At 69.2% G+C, this 16,017-nt stretch carries 17 protein-coding genes; 14 read left to right on the forward strand and 3 right to left on the reverse strand.

The features are described 5' to 3' along the window. The first annotated feature begins 3 nt into the window (after window positions 1–3). The 7 genes from AWC24_RS16050 to AWC24_RS16080 are packed head-to-tail and all read left to right on the forward strand — an operon-like array spanning window position 4 to window position 7,204. Window positions 4–1,248 (forward strand): DNA recombination protein RmuC, encoded by a 1,245-nt coding sequence (locus AWC24_RS16050; RefSeq protein ID WP_085086575.1) that lies wholly within the window; start codon window positions 4–6, stop codon window positions 1,246–1,248. Between the two features lie 9 nt (window positions 1,249–1,257). Then, window positions 1,258–1,896 (forward strand): TetR/AcrR family transcriptional regulator, encoded by a 639-nt coding sequence (locus tag AWC24_RS16055; protein WP_085086577.1) that lies wholly within the window; start codon window positions 1,258–1,260, stop codon window positions 1,894–1,896. A 60-nt stretch (window positions 1,897–1,956) separates the two neighbouring features. Then, window positions 1,957–2,781: an SDR family oxidoreductase gene (locus AWC24_RS16060; RefSeq protein ID WP_085086579.1), complete on the forward strand. Its 825-nt coding sequence runs from the start codon at window positions 1,957–1,959 to the stop codon at window positions 2,779–2,781. Between the two features lie 13 nt (window positions 2,782–2,794). Further along, window positions 2,795–4,015: an acyl-CoA dehydrogenase family protein gene (locus AWC24_RS16065; protein ID WP_085086581.1), complete on the forward strand. Its 1,221-nt coding sequence runs from the start codon at window positions 2,795–2,797 to the stop codon at window positions 4,013–4,015. Next, window positions 4,012–4,788 (forward strand): SDR family oxidoreductase, encoded by a 777-nt coding sequence (locus AWC24_RS16070; RefSeq protein ID WP_085086583.1) that lies wholly within the window; start codon window positions 4,012–4,014, stop codon window positions 4,786–4,788. Before AWC24_RS16065 ends, AWC24_RS16070 begins: the two co-directional genes overlap by 4 nt. Before the next feature lie 22 nt (window positions 4,789–4,810). Then, a complete protein-coding gene (locus tag AWC24_RS16075) occupies window positions 4,811–5,806 on the forward strand; it encodes a phosphotransferase family protein (protein WP_085087123.1) in 996 nt (331 codons plus the stop codon). A 9-nt stretch (window positions 5,807–5,815) separates the two neighbouring features. Continuing rightward, window positions 5,816–7,204 (forward strand): MFS transporter, encoded by a 1,389-nt coding sequence (locus AWC24_RS16080; protein WP_085086585.1) that lies wholly within the window; start codon window positions 5,816–5,818, stop codon window positions 7,202–7,204. Window positions 7,205–7,219: 15 nt separating this feature from the next. On the opposite strand, the gene AWC24_RS16085 is transcribed toward AWC24_RS16080, so the two are convergent. Continuing rightward, a complete protein-coding gene (locus tag AWC24_RS16085) occupies window positions 7,220–7,960 on the reverse strand; it encodes a dienelactone hydrolase family protein (protein ID WP_085086587.1) in 741 nt (246 codons plus the stop codon). Window positions 7,961–7,991: 31 nt separating this feature from the next. Between AWC24_RS16085 and AWC24_RS16090 the strand changes: the two genes are divergently transcribed. From AWC24_RS16090 to AWC24_RS16100, 3 genes are read left to right on the forward strand one after another with little or no spacing between them, the layout of a single operon-like run. Continuing rightward, window positions 7,992–8,792, forward strand: a complete 801-nt coding sequence (locus tag AWC24_RS16090; RefSeq protein ID WP_085086589.1) for a thymidylate synthase — start codon at window positions 7,992–7,994, stop codon at window positions 8,790–8,792. Further along, window positions 8,789–9,280, forward strand: coding sequence for a dihydrofolate reductase (locus tag AWC24_RS16095; protein ID WP_085086591.1), 492 nt, complete (start codon window positions 8,789–8,791; stop codon window positions 9,278–9,280). The genes AWC24_RS16090 and AWC24_RS16095 overlap by 4 nt, the downstream gene beginning before the upstream one ends. Beyond that, window positions 9,280–10,491 (forward strand): winged helix-turn-helix domain-containing protein, encoded by a 1,212-nt coding sequence (locus AWC24_RS16100; protein ID WP_085086593.1) that lies wholly within the window; start codon window positions 9,280–9,282, stop codon window positions 10,489–10,491. The genes AWC24_RS16095 and AWC24_RS16100 overlap by 1 nt, the downstream gene beginning before the upstream one ends. Before the next feature lie 2 nt (window positions 10,492–10,493). Here the strand turns inward: AWC24_RS16100 and AWC24_RS16105 are convergent, their stop codons facing one another. Both AWC24_RS16105 and mbp1 read right to left on the reverse strand, forming a co-directional pair. Then, window positions 10,494–11,252, reverse strand: coding sequence for a DoxX family protein (locus AWC24_RS16105; protein WP_085086594.1), 759 nt, complete (start codon window positions 11,250–11,252; stop codon window positions 10,494–10,496). A gap of 93 nt (window positions 11,253–11,345) precedes the next feature. Further along, window positions 11,346–11,585, reverse strand: coding sequence for a microaggregate-binding protein 1 (gene mbp1 / locus AWC24_RS16110; protein ID WP_013829436.1), 240 nt, complete (start codon window positions 11,583–11,585; stop codon window positions 11,346–11,348). 312 nt (window positions 11,586–11,897) lie between these two features. On the opposite strand from mbp1, the gene AWC24_RS16115 reads away from it, so the two are divergent. The 4 genes from AWC24_RS16115 to AWC24_RS16130 all read left to right on the forward strand — a co-directional run bounded on the left by AWC24_RS16115 (window position 11,898) and on the right by AWC24_RS16130 (window position 16,016). Then, window positions 11,898–12,602: a sensor domain-containing protein gene (locus tag AWC24_RS16115; protein ID WP_085086596.1), complete on the forward strand. Its 705-nt coding sequence runs from the start codon at window positions 11,898–11,900 to the stop codon at window positions 12,600–12,602. A 31-nt stretch (window positions 12,603–12,633) separates the two neighbouring features. Continuing rightward, window positions 12,634–13,398, forward strand: coding sequence for an FAD-dependent thymidylate synthase (gene thyX / locus AWC24_RS16120; protein WP_085086598.1), 765 nt, complete (start codon window positions 12,634–12,636; stop codon window positions 13,396–13,398). 65 nt (window positions 13,399–13,463) lie between these two features. Next, entirely contained in the window at window positions 13,464–14,333 is an 870-nt protein-coding gene (dapA, locus tag AWC24_RS16125; RefSeq protein ID WP_407663443.1) for a 4-hydroxy-tetrahydrodipicolinate synthase, read from the forward strand. A gap of 6 nt (window positions 14,334–14,339) precedes the next feature. Then, a complete protein-coding gene (locus AWC24_RS16130) occupies window positions 14,340–16,016 on the forward strand; it encodes a ribonuclease J (RefSeq protein WP_085087125.1) in 1,677 nt (558 codons plus the stop codon). The last annotated feature ends 1 nt before the right edge of the window (window position 16,017 follow it).

A 16,017-nucleotide genomic window follows, 5' to 3' on the forward strand; every position in this document is an offset into this window, starting at 1 on the left:
GGTATGGACACCGCCCTGCTGATCCTGCTTACGTCACTTGCGTTGCTGGCGGTGTTCCTCCAGCTCGTGATGCTGTTGCGGCCGGGCGGCGGAGCGATCTCACCCGAACAGCTCGCCGCGCTGCGCGGCGACAGCGAGCGGGTGGAGCGAACGCTGCGCGAAGAGCAACACGCCGGGCGTGCCGAACTCGCGCAGGCGTTTCACCAATGGCAGCTGACGCTGCACCGCTTCGGGACGACCCTGCAGGGCACCCAGGACAAACTGGGCGCGACGCTGGATCGCCAACTCAAGGGCCTGCAGACCGAGAACACCGCGCAGTTGGAGAAGATGCGCGCCACGGTCGACGAGAAGCTGCAAGCGACGCTGGAAACCCGGTTGGCCCAGTCCTTCACGCAGATCTCCGAGCGGCTGGAGGCCGTGCAGCGGGGACTGGGCGAGATGCAGACGCTGGCCACCGGGGTGGGCGACTTGAAGCGGGTCCTGACCAACGTCAAGACTCGTGGCATCTTCGGCGAGGCGCAACTGGCGGCGCTGCTGGCCGAGACGCTGACGCCCGAGCAGTACGTCACCAACGTGGCCACCGTGCCGGGATCGGCTGCCCGGGTGGAGTTCGCGATCCGGTTGCCCGGCGGATCCGGCGCCGGCGAAGTGCTGCTGCCGATCGACGCCAAGTTTCCGCGGGAGGACTTCGAGCGCCTGCTCGACGCGCAGGAGAGCGCCGACGCCGCGGGGGAGACCGCCGCGCGGCAGGCGTTGATCCGGCGGATCGAAGCAGAGGCCGGCGACATCTGCGACAAGTACCTCTCGCCGCCGCACACCACCGATTTCGCGATCCTGTTCCTGGCGACGGAGAGCCTCTACGCCGAGGTGCTGCGCCAACCGGGGCTGTTCGAACAGATCCAGGCCAAGTACAAGGTCACCCTCGCCGGCCCGACCACGCTGGCGGCGCTGCTCAACAGCTTGCGGATGGGCTTTCGCACACTGGCGATCGAGCAGCGCAGCAGCGAGGTCTGGCAGGTGCTCGGCGCGGTCAAAACCGAGTTCGGAAAGTTCGCCGCGGTGCTGGAGAAGACCCGCAAGCAACTCGACACCGCCCGCAACACCATCGACACCGCGGGCGTTCGCACCCGCGCCATCGAACGCAAGCTGCGCGGGGTGGAGTCACTGCCCGAACCGGAGGCCGACGCCATGCTGGGCGGACTCGCCGACGGCGCCGCCATGGATGAACTTGACGTCGGATTCAGCTAAGCTGCCGGGATGGAAGAGGTGCCGGTCGCCCCGACCCGCCAACCGCCGGCGACGGTGCGCGGCGCGCGGACCCGGGCCGCGCTGGTCGCCGCCGCCCGCAAGGTGTTCGAGCGGGACGGCTATCTCGACGCGAAGCTGACCGGCATCACCAAGGCGGCCGGTTGCGCCACCGGGTCGTTCTACACCTACTTTGCGAACAAAGAGGAGATCTTCGCCGCCGTCCTCGAACAGGCACAGCGGGACATGATGCATCCGGGAATGGGCCGGGTCGGCGGCGCCGACGATCCCTATGCGGTACTCGAGGCGAGCAATCGTGCTTACCTGGAGGCATATCGGCGCAATGCGAAGCTGATGGGACTGCTCGAACAGGTGGCCCAGATCGATCCCACCTTCCGTGCCTTCCGCTCCCAGCGGGCCGATGCGTTCGTCCAGCGCAATGCGGCCGGAATCGCCGACCTGCAGGCGCGGGGGATCGCCGGCGCCGACGTCGACCCCCTGCTGGCATCCCTGGCGCTCTCGGGCATGGTCAGCCGGCTGGCCTACGGCGCGTTCGTGCTCGACGAGGCGGCCGACATCGACTTCGAGGCGCTGGTGGACACGGTGACCCGACTGTGGGCCAACGCCCTGCGTTTCCCCGACCGCCAATAGTTGAAGCTGAAATCGGCCTCAATTACCGTGACGAACTATCGACAGTGAGGGAAGGTGCCCATGAAGGTTGCCGAGCGGGTCGCCATCGTCACCGGGGGCGGCGGTGGCATCGGCGGGGCACTGGCTACAGCGCTGGCCCGGGCCGGGGCGACGGTGGTGGTGGCCGACCTCGATGCGCAGGCCGCCGCGGCAGTGGCCGACGGCATCAACGGCGAGCACCCGGGCGCGGCGGTGGGTAGCGGCGGCGACGTCTCCGATACCGAGGTGATCCGGGGGCTGATCGCGCTCGCCGAACACCACTACGGCCCGGTCGACATGTACTTCGCCAACGCCGGCATCACCGGCGCGCCCGGCCTGGAGGCCGACGACGGCGACTGGGACCAGGCGATCGACGTCAACCTGCGGGCCCACATCCGCGCCGCGAAACTGTTGGTCCCCGACTGGGTGCGCCGTGGCCAGGGGTACTTCGTGTCCACCGCGTCGGCGGCCGGCCTGCTCACCCAACTCGGTGGCGTCACCTACGCGGTCACCAAACACGCCGCCGTCGGATTCGCCGAATGGCTCAACATCACCTACGGCGATCAGGGCGTGCGGGTCAGCTGCCTGTGCCCGATGGGTGTCAACACCAAGCTGCTCTACGCCGGCGAACAATCCGGCGACCCGCAGGGTGATCTCGCCACCCGGGCGGTCACCGCGGCCGGCGAGGTGCTCGAGCCGGCCGCCGTCGCCGACGAGGTGCTCGCCGCCATCGACGACGAACGCTTCCTGATCCTGCCGCATCCGGCGGTGCTGGAGATGTACCGGTTCAAGGGAGCCGATTACGACCGCTGGTTGCGCGGCATGCGCCGCTACCAGCGCGGCCTGCTTGATCCCGAAGTGTCCTAGAAGAGGAGTCTGCATGTCACTGTTCGAGATGTCGGAGCGCGCGGCCAAGTACCGGTCGGACCTGTTGGAGTTCATGGACGCCCTTGTGTATCCGGCGGAGTCGGTCTACGAGACGCAGATGGCCGAATCCGGCAACCCACATTTTCAGCCCCCGATCCTGGAGGAGTTGAAGTCCGAGGCGCGAAACCGCGGTCTGTGGAACCTGTTTCACCCCCACCCCGACGTCGGCCCCGGCCTGAGCAACCTCGAATACGCGCCGCTCGCCGAGATCATGGGCCGCAGCCCGCAACTGGCGCCGGAGGCGACCAACTGCAGCGCCCCCGACACCGGCAACATGGAAGTGTTCGCGCTGTTCGGCAGCGATGAGCACAAGGAGAAATACCTCAAGCCGCTGCTGGACGGGAAGATCCGCTCGGCGTTCGCGATGACCGAACCGGCGGTGGCCAGCTCAGATGCCACCAACGTGCAGCTGTCGATGGTCAAAGATGGCGGTGAATACGTCCTCAACGGACGGAAATGGTTTGCCTCCAACGCATTACACCAAAACTGCCAGGTGATGATCGTGATGGGCAAGACCGATCCCGACGCCGCCACCCACCGGCAGCAGTCGATGATGGTGGTTCCCATGGACGCCCCGGGCGTCACCGTCATGCGCGGACTCTCGGTCTTCGGCTACCAGGACCGCGAGGGCCACGCCGAGATCGACTTCAACGATGTCCGGGTGCCGGCCAAAGACGTGCTCAAAGGCGAGGGGGAGGGCTTCGCGATCGCCCAGGCCCGGCTCGGCCCGGGCCGCATCCACCACTGCATGCGCTGCATCGGCATGGCCGAACGCGCGCTGGAACTGCTGTGCCGGCGCGCGCAATCCCGGGTCACCTTCGGCAAGCCGGTCTCCGACAACGCCAACATCCGCGACTGGATCGCCGAGGCGCGCATCGACATCGAGATGATCCGGCTGCTCACCCTCAAAGCCGCCTACCTGATGGACACCGTCGGAAACAAGGCCGCGCAGGTCGAGATCGCGGCGATCAAGGTCGCCGCACCAGAGATCGCGCTGAAGATCGTCGACCGGGCCATCCAGGTGCACGGCGCCGGCGGCGTCACCGAGGACTTCCCGCTGGCCGGGTTCTGGGCGCACCTGCGCACGCTGCGGCTCGCCGATGGTCCCGACGAGGTCCACAAGCGTGCCATCGCCCGGCAGGAGCTGAAGAAGTACCGGGAGGCCGCGCAGTGACGACGGCGGAATTGACCGGCCGCACCGCGATCGTCACCGGCGCCTCCCGCGGCATCGGGCTGGCGATCGGACAGCGACTGGCCCAGGCCGGCGCCAATGTGGTGCTCACCTCGCGCGACCAGCAGAGCGCCGACGCTGCGGCCGCCCAGGTCGACGGCAACGCGCTGGGGGTGGCCGCACATGTCGCCGAGGATGACGCCGCCCAGCGCTGTGTCGACCTCACGCTGGAACGGTTCGGCAGCATCGACATCCTGGTCAACAACGCCGGCACCAATCCGGCGTTCGGTCCGCTGATCGACCAGGACCACGGCCGGTTCGCCAAGATCTTCGACGTCAACCTGTGGGGACCGCTGTTGTGGACGTCATGCGCGGTCAAGTCGTGGATGTCCGAGCACGGCGGCGCGGTGGTGAACACCGCCTCGATCGGCGGGATGAGCTCCGCACCGCTGATGGGCATGTACAACGCCACCAAGGCCGCGCTGATCCACATCACCAAGCAGCTGGCCCTGGAGCTCTCACCGGGCGTGCGGGTCAACGCCATCTGCCCCGGCGTGGTGCGCACCAAGCTGGCCGAGGTGCTCTGGCAGGAGCACGAGCAGGCGTTGTCGACGACGACGCCGCTGGGACGCATCGGGGAACCGGTCGATGTGGCCGATGCGGTCGCATTCCTGGTCTCCGATGCCGCGAGCTGGATCACCGGGCAGACGCTGGTGATCGACGGCGGCCAGATCCTCGGTGACGCAACCGGTTTCCGGGCAGGCCACAGTGGCTGAGGTGCTCGGCGTTCACCCGCCGATGATCGCGCGCTGGATCGCGCAGCTGGGTATTCCGGTGAGCCGCCCGGTGAAGTTCGAGCGGATCGGGATCGGGCAGTCGAACCTGACCTACCTGGTCTCCGATGCCGCCGACCACCGGTGGGTGCTGCGCCGGCCGCCGCTGGGCGAACTGCTGGCGTCGGCCCATGACGTCGCCCGGGAGGCACGGATTCTTGCCGCCCTGGAGGACACCGCGGTGCCCACCCCGCGGGTGTACGGGATGACGCGCGACTCGGAGGGCACGCCGCTGCTGTTGATGGAGTACGTCGACGGGGTGGTGGCCGACCGGATGTCGGTCGCCGAGTCGCTGGCACCGCAGCGGCGCCGGCAGATCGGGCTGTCGATGCCCAAGACGCTGGCCACGATTCACGCCGTCGACATCAAAGCTGTCGGCCTCGACGATCTGGCCAGCCACAAGCCCTACGCCCAGCGTCAGCTCAAACGCTGGGCCGGTCAATGGGAGAAGTCCAAGACCCGCGAACTGCCCGCGCTCGATGACCTGACCCGGCGGCTGGTCGCGGCGGCACCGCCGCAACACGAACTCACCTTGGTGCACGGTGACTTTCACCTGCGCAACGTGATCACCTCACCGCAGAGCGGGCAGGTGGTGGCCGTGCTGGACTGGGAGCTGTCCACCCTCGGCGACCCGCTGGCCGACATGGGCAGCCTGCTGGCGTACTGGCCGGAACCCGGCGAGGAGGACATCGCCGGAGAATTCGTCCTCAGCACGCTGGACGGCTTCCCCGACCGGGCCGAACTGGCCCGGGTTTACCTCGAGCAGACCGGGCGCGACGCGGCGACATTGCAGTACTGGCATGCTCTGGGGCTGTGGAAGGTCGCGATCATCGCCGAGGGGATCGTGCGGCGGGTGCTGGACAACCCGCAGAACAAGGCGGCCGCCGGGACCCCGATCACCGGGTGGATCGACGCACTCGTGCGCAAGGCCCGCGAGGTTGCCGATGAAGCGGGGATCTGAGGGGAGCCGGTGACCCGCACCCTGGAACCGGATCTCATCGACGGGGTTCCGCGCAGACGAATAGCGGTGGCGGCGCTGATCGGCACCACGATCGAGTTCTATGACTTCTACGTCTACGCGGCCGCGGCGGTCACCGTCTTTCCGCACCTGTTCTTCCCCCCGGGAAACCCCACCGCAGCACTGTTGGCGTCGTTGGCCACCTTCGGCCTGGCGTTCGTGGCCCGGCCGTTGGGCTCGGTGCTGTTCGGCCACTTCGGCGACCGGTTGGGCCGCAAGGCAACGCTCGTCGCCTCACTGCTGGTCATGGGTATCGCGACGTTCCTGATCGGGCTGCTGCCGACCTATCACCACATCGGCCTGGCCGCACCGGTCCTGCTGGCCGTCATGCGGTTCAGCCAGGGCCTGGCGCTGGGCGGCGAATGGAGCGGTGCGGCGCTGCTGGCCACCGAGACCGCCAAACCGGGCCGGCGGGCAACGGCGGGCATCTGGCCGCAACTGGGCGCCCCGCTGGGATTTCTCTTCGCCACCGCGCTGTTCCTGCTGCTGCTGAAGCTGCTGGGGCCGGCCACCGCCGGCGGCGACGACTCCGGGGCGTTTCTGAGCTGGGGCTGGCGCATCCCGTTCCTGCTGAGCGCTGTGATGGTCGGCGTCGGACTCTACGTCCGGCTGCGGCTCACCGAGACACCGGTGTTCACCCAGGCGATCGACAGCGGTGAACGCCTCACCGCGCCGATCGCCCAGGTGTTCCGGGACAGCTGGCGCGAGCTCGTCATCGGCACGCTGGTGATGGTGGCGACCTACACGCTGTTCTACACCGTGACGACGTGGACGCTGAGCCACGCCACCACCAAACGGCCACCGCAGGGCACCGGGCTGGGTTACAGCTACGCGGATTTCCTCGGGCTGCAGCTGATCGGGGTGCTGTTCTTCATAGCCGTGTTGCCGCTGTCCGGCATGCTGGCCGATCGATTCGGGCGTCGCCCGGTGCTGCTGGTCTTCATCGCCGGAATCATGGTGTACGGCACCACCTTCGGTATCTTCTTGAGCCCGGACCGACCGCCCGCGGCGATACTGGTCTTCCTGATCATCGGAATGACGTTGATGGGCCTGGCATTCGGGCCGATGAGCGCGGTGCTGCCCGAACTGTTCCCGACCAATGTCCGCTACACCGGTTCGGGGGTGTCCTACAACGCGGCGAGCATCCTGGGGGCGGCGGTGGCGCCGTTCATCGCCACCTGGCTGGCCACCGGGTTCGGCGTGCGCTGGGTCGGCATCTACCTGTCGCTCGCGGCCGCGCTGTCTTTCGCGGCGGTGCTGGTGATGCGCGAGACCCGCGACACCGAGCTGGGTGAGGTCTGCATCGCCGACCACCTCGCCGACGCCCTGCATCCCGGCTAGGCCCGGCCGGCGTGCCTACCGGCTCAGCGCACCGGCGAACACCTCCCGCATCGCCGTCCAGTGCCGGGCCGCGGCGTCTGCGTCGTACGGCGGGTTGTCGGGGACCGCAAAGCCGTGGGCGGCCGGGTAGAACTCGACGGTGTGCTCGACACCGGCGGCGCCGAGTGCATCCGTCAACGTCGAGGCCTGCTTCTTGGTGAACGAGGCGTCGTTCTCGGCGCCGGCCACGTAGATCCTGGCGCGCATCTGCCCGGCCAGCAGGTGCGGGCTGTCGGCCGCGTCGGTGACCAGACCGCCGCCGTGGAAGGACGCCGCCGCGGCCACCCGATCGGGAACGCGTCCGGCCACCACCAGCGCGGTGCGCCCGCCCATGCAGTAGCCGCACACCCCGAACCGGTCTCCGCGAACCTCCGGACGCGCGGCCAGGTAGTCGAAGAACGCTCGTGCGTCGGCCGCCATCATCTCCGGGGTCACGCCGCCGATCATCGAGAACAGCCGGGCTCGCTCCTTGGCGTCGCCGAAGACCGTGGCCATGTCGAACGGCGCCCAGCCTGGATGGCGGTAGTACACGTCCGGCAGCAACACGGCATAGCCGAAATCGGCCAGCTCGGCGGCCATGCTGTCGAAGGTGTCGCGGACGCCCCCGGCGTCGACGTACATGACGACGCCGGGCCAGGGCCCCGGACCGTCCGGGGTGAACAGCTGCACGTCGCAGCTGCCGTCGGGCGTGGTGATGGCGTCAGCGTGGCTAGGCATGGTCTCGTTTCTACTCCCGTAAGCTGGCGGCGTGCCGATCGCCACACCGTATGAGGACCTCCTGCGGCTGGTGCTGCAGCAGGGCACCCCCAAAGCCGACCGAACCGGCACCGGCACCCGCAGCCTGTTCGGCCACCAGTTGCGCTACGACCTGGCCGCCGGCTTCCCGCTCATCACCACCAAGAAAGTGCACGTCAAATCGGTGGTCTACGAGCTGCTGTGGTTCCTGCGCGGGGACTCCAACATCGCTTGGCTCAAAGAACACGGTGTCAGCATCTGGGACGAATGGGCTTCCGACACCGGTGATCTCGGGCCGGTGTACGGGGTGCAATGGCGCTCCTGGCCGACACCGAGCGGGCAGCACATCGACCAGATCGCGCGCGCGGTGGAGTTGCTGCGCACCGACCCGGATTCGCGCCGCATCATCGTCTCGGCGTGGAACGTCGGCGAACTGGACAAGATGGCGCTGGCGCCGTGCCACGCACTGTTCCAGTTCTATGTGGCCGACGGGCGACTGTCCTGCCAGCTCTACCAGCGCAGCGCCGACCTGTTCCTCGGCGTGCCGTTCAACATCGCCAGCTATGCGCTGCTCACCCACATGATGGCCGGGCAGGCCGGGTTGGACGTCGGAGAGTTCGTCTGGACGGGCGGGGACTGCCACATCTACGACAACCATGTCGAGCAGGTGCGCGAACAGCTGTCCCGGCAGCCCCGTGACTACCCGAAACTGTCGCTGGCACAAAAGGATTCGATCTTCGGCTACAGCTTCGACGACATCGAGATCCTGGGCTATGACCCGCACCCGGCGATCAAGGCGCCCGTCGCGGTATGAGCCCCTCGGCCAAGGTGGGTCTGATCTGGGCCCAGTCGGCGTCCGGGGTGATCGGGCGTGACGGCGGCATCCCGTGGCGGCTGCCCGAAGACCAGGCGCGCTTCAAGGAGCTCACCCTGGGGCACCGGGTGGTGATGGGCCGGTTGACCTGGGAATCGCTGCCAGCCGGCGTGCGGCCGCTGCCCGGCCGGGCCAACGTGGTGGTCAGCCGCCGCAGCGACTACCGCGCCGAGGGCGCCGAGGTGGTACCGACACTCGAGTCGGCACTGACCGATGCCGAGACCTGGGTGATCGGCGGGTCGCAGATCTACGCGCTGGCACTGCCGCTGGCCGACCGGTGCGAGGTGACCGAGGTGGAGATCGACCTGCCCCGGCGCGACGAGGACGCGGTCGCGCCGGTGCTCGACGAAAGCTGGCGGGGCACCGTGGGGCCCTGGCTCACCAGCGCGCGCGGCCTGCGGTACCGGTTCTGCAGCTACCATCGCTGATGGCGTCGTTGACCTCGGCGCAGGCGCGCCGGATCGCGGTCGCCGCACAGGGATTCGCTGCTGCCAAACCACGCGCCGCCATCACCCGGGCGCACCTGAGGCGGCTGATCTCCCGCATCCAGGTGTTGCAACTGGACTCGGTGTCGGTGGCGGTGCGCGCCCACTACGCCCCGGTGTTCAGCCGGCTGGGCTGCTACGACCGTACGGTGCTGGACCGCGCCGCCTGGAGCCACAGCGACCGCTCACCGCGGCTGCTGGTCGAATACTGGGCGCACGAGGCCGCGCTGATGGCCGTCGAGGACTGGCCGCTGTTGCGCTGGCGGATGCGGCGATACACCCACGGCCGGTGGGGCAACGTAGCGCCCAACCCGGAGCTGGCCGACGACATCGTCGCCGCTGTCGCCGAACTCGGGCCGGCGACCGCCGGGCAGATCGAGGCGTATCTGGCGGCCGGGCACCAGCGCGGTAAGGGAACCTGGTGGAACCGCAGCGACACCAAGTGGGTGGCCGAGGCGCTGTTCGCCGCCGGGGTGCTGACCACCGCCACCCGGGTGGGATTCGCCCGGCACTACGACCTGGTGGAGAACGTGCTGCCGGCCCAGGTGCTGGCGCGCCACGTCGACGACTCCGAGGCGGTGCGGGAACTGGTGCTGCGGGCGGCGACCGCCCTGGGGGTCGGCACGGAGGCCGATCTGCGCGACTACTTCCGGCTGTCGGCCGGCCAGGCCAAACCGGCGATCGCGGCGCTGGTGGCCGCCGGCGACCTGGAGCCGGTGACGGTGACCGGCTGGGACGCGCCGGCCTACCTGCGGGCCGGCCAGCCGATTCCCCGGGCTGATCGGGGCACCGCGCTGCTGTGCCCGTTCGACCCGCTGATCTTCTTCCGTCCCCGGGTGGAGCGGCTGTTCGATTTCCACTACCGGATCGAGATCTACACCCCGGCGGTCCAGCGACGATACGGCTACTACGTGTGGCCGTTCCTGCTGGATGGGCAGCTGGTCGGCCGGGTGGACCTCAAGGCCGACCGCCGAGCCGGGGCGCTGCACGTCGCTGGGGCGTTCGCCGAAGCGGGCCATGCCCGTCAGCGGGTGGCGCAGGCGCTGCTGACCGAGCTGGAGACCATGGCGTCCTGGCTGGGATTGAGCCGGGTCAGCGTCGGCGAGCGCGGCGATCTGGTAGCCGAGCTGCGCCGTCCGCGGTTACGCCGATGACATCACCGGCCGCGGTGGGTGTCGGGTCGGTGAAGGTGCCGGCGAGCGCTCTCGGCGAAGGTGGTCGCGCTCTCGCGGGCCGCCTGCGCCAGGTCGGTGCCGCGGTCGGCGGCGACCTCGGCGAACTGCGCGCCGCGTTCGCCGGCCGCCTCGAGTAGTGGTCCGGCCCGCTCACCCACCAGTTCGGCGAGGTCGCGGCCGTGTTCGGCGCCGGCCTGCAGACCCGCGCTCAGCTTCTCGCCGACCGTCTCGAGCACCGCATCACCGGAAGTGGCGTGCATGCCCGGCACAGCGGTGGCCGCGCGCTGATAGGCGTGCCGGGCGGCTCGCCGGGCCCGCCAGCCCAGCGAGGGCTTTCCCTCGGTGTCGGCCGCCGCGATCATCAACCCTCCGATCAGGCTGACGTCGGTCAGGAACGCTTGGCGCTGTTGGGCCCGGCGCTGCAGGTCGGGCTCCATCCAGAACATGTGGCCGCCCGCGCTGCCCGGAATGACCGTGCATGCCAGCGCCGCAGCGGCCACCCGAGGCAGCCTGCCGCTGGCCAGCAACAGGCCGCCGCCGATCTGGACCAGCGCGTTGGCTTTGGCGAACGTCTCGACGTCGGATGGCACCTTCGCCGTGATCTCGTCCGGAAGGTGTTGCAGCCCGTCGAACGCCGGGCGGGCCGTCTGGCCGGCCTGCTGCGGCCGGCGCAACGCCTCCACTCCTTGCCCGATGAATGCCGCCGCCAGCAGCGGACGTGCGATTCTGCGCATCAACATGCGACCCCCTCACAACGCGGACCCGGCGGCGCTCGATGAATGATGCGGGGTGCCGGCGAGTCGGAACTCGCCGGCACCGCACCGCCGGTGGGACTACTGTTCGGCACGCTCGCGAGCCTCGTCTGCCTCGGCCTTGGCCCGGGCCTTCTCGGCTTCCGCCTCTTTGGCCGCAACCTCGCGTTGCGCATCGGCCTTGTCCTGCTGCGCCTGGCCTTCCCGCTTGAGCGAGTCGTCACCGGTCACCGTGCCGACGGCCTCCTTGGCCTTGCCCTTGACGCCTTCCACGACGCCTTTGATGCCGGCTTCGGGGCCACTGTCCTTGTCGTCACTCATGTGGTGTGCCTCTCTTGATCGGATCAAGACCGGACAGACGGTCCGCGGCGGTGCGGGGCCGTCCACCCAGCAGGCGACCGGGTGGCCGCCGATACGCCGGGATACCCGCCCGGGTTACAACGTAAACGTCGGGAGGCGCAGGCTCGGTCGCCCGCAGATCAAAAGGGTTCGGCGTCAACGGTGTTGGATGGATCTGCGCCGACAACGGGCGGTACCGCCCGGACTTCGCTAATGTTGCGCATACCTGATCGGTGACGCCTTCCACTGGCGTGCGGATCCACAAGCCTGGTCGGAAACACGGGGTGTGATCGCGTGCGGGGTTCGGTTTCATGGTTTTTCGTCGTGGTGGGCTGCCTGGTGGTCGCCGGATGCGGCGGCAGCGGCGGCTCGGCGAGAACCACCACCACGGTCGCGACGACGCCGACCACGACGACGGTCACCGTCGCCCCGGTCGGCGAGGACGGCCTGCGGGCACTGCTGCTCACCCCCGCGGAGATCAACCCGATCATGGGCGTGACCGACATGAAGGCGCACGCCCCCCACGATGTGCTGCCCGACGACAGCGCGACGATGCAGCCGAGGGAGTGCCTGGCCGTCGACGGCGTCGCCCAGGAGCAGGTGTATGCGCGCAGCGGCTTCAGCGCGGTGCGGGAGCAGAGTGTCAGCGACGGCGAGGACAACGCCCACTTCGTCGATCAGGCGGTAGTGCTGTTCCCGACCGCCAACCAAGCCGAGGCGTTCTTCGAGGCTTCCGCCAAGCAATGGCCGGAATGCCACGAGTACACCCACACCCAGAGTGGTTCGGAATGGACCGCCGGGCGCATATCGAGCGCCGAGGGCGTGTTGAGCACCGTCGCGACCCAGCAGAACGCCGGCCAATCGGCGTGGCAGGCCTGCGGGCGGGCGCTGACCGTGGCCAACAACGTCGTGGTCGACGTGAACACCTGCAGCGTCGACCCGAAGGACTCCGCGGTCGTCATCGCCCGGCAGATCGCCGGGAAGGTGCCGAACGGCTGACGCCGGGCCGACACGCCTTAAGGTGAGTGCCGTGGCCGAGACGGCGCCGCTGCGCGTGCAACTGATTGCCAAGACCGAGTTCACCCCGCCCGCGGACGTGCCGTGGAACACCGACGCGGACGGCGGCTCGGCGCTGGTCGAGTTCGCCGGGCGCGCCTGCTACCAGAGCTGGTCCAAACCCAATCCGAAAACCGCCACCAACGCCGCCTACCTCGAACACATCATCGACGTCGGGCACTTCTCGGTGCTCGAGCACGCCGGCGTGAGCTTCTACATCACCGGAATCTCCCGGTCGGCCGCCCATGAGCTGATCCGGCACCGGCACTTCTCGTTCTCCCAGCTGTCGCAGCGCTACGTGCCCGAACCGGACTCGCGGATCGTGGTGCCGCCCGCGATGGAGGACGACCCGGAGTTGCAGAGGCTCCTCGCTGCGGCCGCCGACGCCAGTCGGGCCGCCTACGCCGAGTTGCTGGCCCGGCTGGAGGCCAAGTTCGCCGCAGGTCAGGCGGGCGAGACGATGGGAGCGCTGCGCCGCAAGCAGGCCCGGCAAGCCGCTCGTGCCGTGCTGCCCAATGCCACCGAGACCCGCATCGTGGTGACCGGCAACTATCGGGCCTGGCGGCATTTCATCGCGATGCGGGCCAGCGAGCACGCCGACGTCGAGATCCGACGGCTGGCCATCGAGTGCCTGCGGCAGCTCATCGACCTCGCCCCCGCGGCGTTCGGCGACTTCGAGATCGCGGCCCTGGCCGACGGCACCGAGGTCGCGACCAGTCCGCTCGCCACCGAAGTCTGAGCAACTTCGCGCCGCCAGGTAATCTTGGGGCCGTGAGCAGCACCGTATTCGACGCCAGGGCGCAGATGGGCACCGTTCTGACCGCAATGGTGACCCCGTTCGGTGCGGACGGCTCAGTGGACACCGACGCCGCCGTACGGCTGGCGAACCGTCTCGTCGACGCCGGCTGTGACGGCCTGGTGCTCTCCGGGACGACCGGCGAGTCGCCGACGACGGCGGACTACGAGAAACTCACGCTGCTGCGTGCGGTGGTCGAGGCCGTCGGCGACCGCGCCCGCATCATCGCCGGCGCCGGCAGCAACGACACCGAGCACAGCGTCCGGCTGGCCGAGGCCTGCGCCGGGGTCGGCGCCCACGGGCTGCTGGTGGTCACCCCCTATTACTCGCGGCCGTCGCAGGCCGGGCTGCTGGCCCACTTCACCGCGGTCGCCGATGCCAGCGCGCTACCGGTGATGCTGTACGACATCCCGGCCCGTTCGGTGGTGCCGATCGCCCCGGACACCATCTTCGAGCTCGCCGAGCACCCGAACATCGTGGCGATCAAGGACGCCAAGGGCGACCTGCATGCCGGCGCGCAGATCATGGCCGAAACCGGGGTCGCCTACTACTCCGGCGATGACGCGCTGAACCTGCCGTGGCTGGCGATGGGCGCCACCGGGTTCGTCAGCGTGATCGGGCACTTCGCGGCGGGCCAGCTGCGCGACATGCTGGCCGCTTATGAATCCGGTGACGTCGAGACCGCGCGCAAGATCAACGTCTCGATCGCACCACTGTCCAACGCCATGGCCCGCACCGGCGGAGTGACTTTCGTCAAGGCCGGCCTGCGACTGCAGGGCTTCGACGCCGGCGACCCGCGGCTGCCGATGGTGCCCGCCACCGGGGCCGAGATCGACGAACTGGCCATCGACATGCGCACCGCGTCGGTTCTCGAGTGAGTGCGGGTGAGTGAGGACCTCAAGCCGCCGGGTCCGCTGACCGCCGGCGGACTACGCGTCACCGCGCTCGGCGGTATCAGCGAAATCGGCCGCAACATGACCGTTTTCGAGCATCTCGGCCGGCTGCTGATCATCGACTGCGGGGTGCTGTTCCCGGGCCACGACGAGCCCGGCGTCGACCTGATCCTGCCGGACATCCGGCACATCACCGACCGCCTCGACGACATCGAGGCGCTGGTGCTGACCCACGCCCACGAGGACCACATCGGCGCCATCCCGTTCCTGCTCAAACTGCGGCCCGACATCCCGGTGGTCGGTTCGAAGTTCACCCTGGCACTGGTCGCCGCCAAATGCCGCGAACACCGCATCAAACCGGTGTTCGTCCAAGTCGCCGAAGGCCAGCGCAGCACCCACGGAGTGTTCGAATGCGAATACTTCGCGGTCAACCACTCCATCCCGGACGCGCTGGCGATCGCGGTGCACACCGGCGCGGGCACCGCGCTGCACACCGGCGACATCAAGCTCGACCAGTTGCCGCCGGACGGGCGCCCCACCGACCTGCCCGGGATGTCCCGGCTGGGCGACAAGGGGGTGGATCTGTTCCTGTGCGACTCGACCAACGCCGAGATTCCCGGAGTCGGGCCCAGCGAGAGTGAGGTCGGCCCCACCCTGCACCGGCTGATCCGCGGCGCCGAGGGACGGGTGATCGTGGCCTGCTTCGCCTCGAACGTCGACCGGGTGCAGCAGATCGTCGACGCGGCGGTCGCACTGGGCCGCCGGGTCTCGTTCGTCGGCCGGTCGATGGTCCGCAACATGGGCATCGCCAAAGAACTGGGTTTCCTGCGGGTTTCGGACTCCGATCTGGTCGACATCGGTGCTGCCGAGATGATGCCGCCGGAGCAGGTGGTGCTGGTCACCACCGGAACCCAGGGCGAGCCGCTGTCGGCGCTGTCGCGGATGTCGCGTGGCGAGCACCGGTCCATCACGCTGACCGCGGGCGATCTGGTGGTGTTGTCGTCGTCGCTGATCCCCGGCAACGAAGAGGCCGTCTACGGCGTGATGGACGCGCTCGCCAAGATCGGGGCGCGGGTGGTGACCAACGCCGCGGCGCGGGTGCACGTCTCCGGGCATGCCTACGCCGGCGAGCTGCTGTTCCTCTACAACGGGATCCGGCCGCGCAACGTGATGCCGGTGCACGGCACCTGGCGGATGCTGCGCGCCAACGCCGCCCTGGCCGCCCGCACCGGGGTGCCGCCCGAAGCGATCCTGTTGGCCGAGAACGGTGTCAGCGTCGACCTGGTCGCCGGTCAGGCCAGGATCGCCGGGGCCGTCCCGGTCGGCAAGGTCTACATCGACGGGCTGGTGGACGGCGACGTCGGCGATGCCACGCTGGGGGAGCGGCTGATCCTGTCCTCGGGGTTCGTCGCGATCACGGTGGTGCTGCGCCGCGGGACCGGCAAGGCCGTGGCGCCGCCGCAACTGCACTCGCGCGGCTTCTCCGAAGATCCCAAGGCGCTGGAACCGGCGGCCCGAAAGGTGGAGGCGGAACTGGAATCCCTTGCCGCCGAACGCGTCACCGACCCGGCCCGGATCGCCCAGGCGGTGCGCCGCGCGGTCGGCAAATGGGTCGGCGAGAGCTACCGCCGCCAGCCGATGATCGTGCCGACCGTCATCGAGATCTGAA

Source organism: Mycolicibacter senuensis (genome assembly GCF_002101885.1).
Lineage (GTDB): Bacteria > Actinomycetota > Actinomycetes > Mycobacteriales > Mycobacteriaceae > Mycobacterium > Mycobacterium senuense.

What these genes read in the sequence shown, in the direction of transcription:
- AWC24_RS16050 (WP_085086575.1), top strand. Translation starts at nt 4, where the DNA reads ATGGACACCGCCCTGCTGATCCTGCTTACGTCACTTGCGTTGCTGGCG.
- AWC24_RS16055 (WP_085086577.1), top strand. Translation starts at nt 1,258, where the DNA reads ATGGAAGAGGTGCCGGTCGCCCCGACCCGCCAACCGCCGGCGACGGTG.
- AWC24_RS16060 (WP_085086579.1), top strand. Translation starts at nt 1,957, where the DNA reads ATGAAGGTTGCCGAGCGGGTCGCCATCGTCACCGGGGGCGGCGGTGGC.
- AWC24_RS16065 (WP_085086581.1), top strand. Translation starts at nt 2,795, where the DNA reads ATGTCACTGTTCGAGATGTCGGAGCGCGCGGCCAAGTACCGGTCGGAC.
- AWC24_RS16075 (WP_085087123.1), top strand. Translation starts at nt 4,811, where the DNA reads ATGATCGCGCGCTGGATCGCGCAGCTGGGTATTCCGGTGAGCCGCCCG.
- AWC24_RS16085 (WP_085086587.1), bottom strand. Translation starts at nt 7,960, where the DNA reads ATGCCTAGCCACGCTGACGCCATCACCACGCCCGACGGCAGCTGCGAC.
- AWC24_RS16095 (WP_085086591.1), top strand. Translation starts at nt 8,789, where the DNA reads ATGAGCCCCTCGGCCAAGGTGGGTCTGATCTGGGCCCAGTCGGCGTCC.
- AWC24_RS16100 (WP_085086593.1), top strand. Translation starts at nt 9,280, where the DNA reads ATGGCGTCGTTGACCTCGGCGCAGGCGCGCCGGATCGCGGTCGCCGCA.
- AWC24_RS16105 (WP_085086594.1), bottom strand. Translation starts at nt 11,252, where the DNA reads ATGTTGATGCGCAGAATCGCACGTCCGCTGCTGGCGGCGGCATTCATC.
- mbp1 (WP_013829436.1), bottom strand. Translation starts at nt 11,585, where the DNA reads ATGAGTGACGACAAGGACAGTGGCCCCGAAGCCGGCATCAAAGGCGTC.
- dapA (WP_407663443.1), top strand. Translation starts at nt 13,464, where the DNA reads ATGGGCACCGTTCTGACCGCAATGGTGACCCCGTTCGGTGCGGACGGC.